At 49.1% G+C, this 2121-nt stretch carries 1 protein-coding gene; it reads right to left on the bottom strand.

Annotated elements, in window-relative coordinates; genetic code table 11:
- Positions 1 to 322 precede the first annotated feature (322 nt).
- Complete coding sequence (locus BK127_RS41970; RefSeq protein ID WP_076238550.1) at positions 323 to 1645, bottom strand: MATE family efflux transporter; 1323 nt, start codon at positions 1643 to 1645, stop codon at positions 323 to 325.
- Between the last annotated feature and the right edge of the window lie 476 nt (positions 1646 to 2121).

The following is a 2121-nucleotide window of genomic DNA, read 5'->3' as shown; positions in this document are numbered from 1 at the left end:
ATCTGCCTTAAAAAGGATTCATGAGAATTCATATCTTAACACTCCATTTTTTAGTGTTTCTTTACTGGGTATTTTTTGTTTATTGGTCATCTCAACTTATTCACTCTTTGCAATCTTATCATAATATAGAAATACATATTCAATCACCCAACAAAGTTCAACAAAGCACCACGCAAAACTGCCCGTTTCTTAAATCAAAACAGGGAGCAGCTGCCGATGCAATCTGCTCCCTGTTTATTGTGCTATCGTCTCCCGCTAGCCTCCCATGCATCCCCTGCGTTGCACCACAGAGCATGAAAGTTAGTCTGTTCTTTCATGGTAGTTACATTGACCCTACTACTCTACGACGTCTTCGATACCTTGCAAACAAAACGGCCCTCAGCACGTTATCAGCGGCGATGCTGGCCCAGACGGCGGGCAGACCCCATCCTTGGTACCAAGCAAAGAAGTACACGCCAAGCGTGCGAATCCCCCAGATGCCGATGGTAGTCACGATCATCGGATATTTGCTGTTTCCTCCCGCTTGGATAGCGGAGGTGTCCACTAGCGTGGAGGCGAGAAACGGCTGCGAGATGGTATCGATGGCCAAAACGATAATCAGCAGCTGGATGACCTGCTGGTTATCCGAAAAAAGCAATCCGATCCATGGTGAGAAAATGCAAATAGCAGCGGTGATGACGGTCATCGAGATGGCCGACAGGATATAGCTCCAACGTCGGTACGCTTGTACGGCGGAAATGTCTTTGCCTCCGATAGCCTGCCCGATGGTCACGCTCGCGGCCGTGGCAAACCCCGCGCCGACGGTTGACGCAAACACCGTCAGCGTGCCTGCGATGGTATGGGTCGCGTACACGTTGATGCCCATACGCACGATCATACCGAAGTAGATGACCTGTCCAAGCCTCATGGAGAGCCGTTCGGCAGCTGCAGGAACGGCAAACGTAACCATCTCGACCAGCACAGACGGGCGCCATGTGAAGTCCTCTTTGCGCAGGCAGATCGCCCCCACGCTCCGTGATTTCCACCATAAGCGAAGAAACGCGTACAAACGGGCCAACACCATAGCCCACGCTGCTCCAGCTAAACCGAACCCTGAGATCCATCCGACTCCGAAGATCAATATATAATCGAGCACCACATGAACTGCGTTCATTTCAAGTGCCACTTTCAGAGGCGTTTTGGTATCCCCCGTAGCCCGAAAGGCTGCCGATTGAGTGGTAAACAGCGCGATCAGCGGGGATATGCCAAGCACGACGCAAAAGTAAGGCAGAGCGGTCGCTTCGAGCTCTCCATATGCACCCATGATGTGCAGCAGAGGCACAGCGAAAAGGACAGAAGCTGCCGATAGGATGAGACTCAAAGCCAAGGCAATGACATAGCCGTGCCAGACGGCTGAGCGTCCTCGCTTTGCATCATTTGCGCCGACGGCCCGCGAGAGAAAAACGGACACTGCCGTGGACACCGCAGTGAATACACCGATATAGGTGAGGCTGTATATATTCGTTAAGCCAACAGCATTCACGGCAACTAGACCAATTCTGGCGATAAACCAGGCATCGACGACGCCGAGCAGGCTCTGCAAATAGGCTTCGCCGATGGCGGGGATCGCGATGGATAACACACGTTTTGCGGGAGCAGGCAGCATTGTAAAACCCCTTTGAATGAGCTTTCGCTCTCAATATTCGCTTAATAAGAAGGAAAATCCTGCATTTGGCATTATGTACATTACTGCCCGTTGCATCCCCTGCGTTGTACCACACACATAGCATGAAAGTTAGTCCGTTCTCTCATGATAATCGAATAAATGTGGCTGAATCGCTTTAATTTATCAAGAAGCTCTGGAGACATTTCCGGAGCTTCTATTATTGTATAAAGCTAGTACTTATGTTGTGTTTGTGAAGAAAAACGGATCATCTAAGTGTATGGGATTTCGACAACCTATTATGAGAGAGAACAAATCCCTGGCTAAACTAAAAATGGATGTAATAAAGGAAGAAATTACTTCCTAGGTACGTCCATTGTACTATCGTTCCCAGTCCCTCAGTATTAAGGATTTATCTAACGAATACTCATTCATTCGCAGGATTTCATCACTTTGGAATACAGCGGCCGTAAGGATAT

The sequence above is a fragment of the Paenibacillus sp. FSL H7-0331 genome, assembly GCF_001956045.1.
This window is presented reverse-complemented; position numbering and strand designations above follow the sequence as displayed.

What these genes read in the sequence shown, in the direction of transcription:
- BK127_RS41970 (WP_076238550.1), bottom strand. Translation starts at nt 1,645, where the DNA reads ATGCTGCCTGCTCCCGCAAAACGTGTGTTATCCATCGCGATCCCCGCC.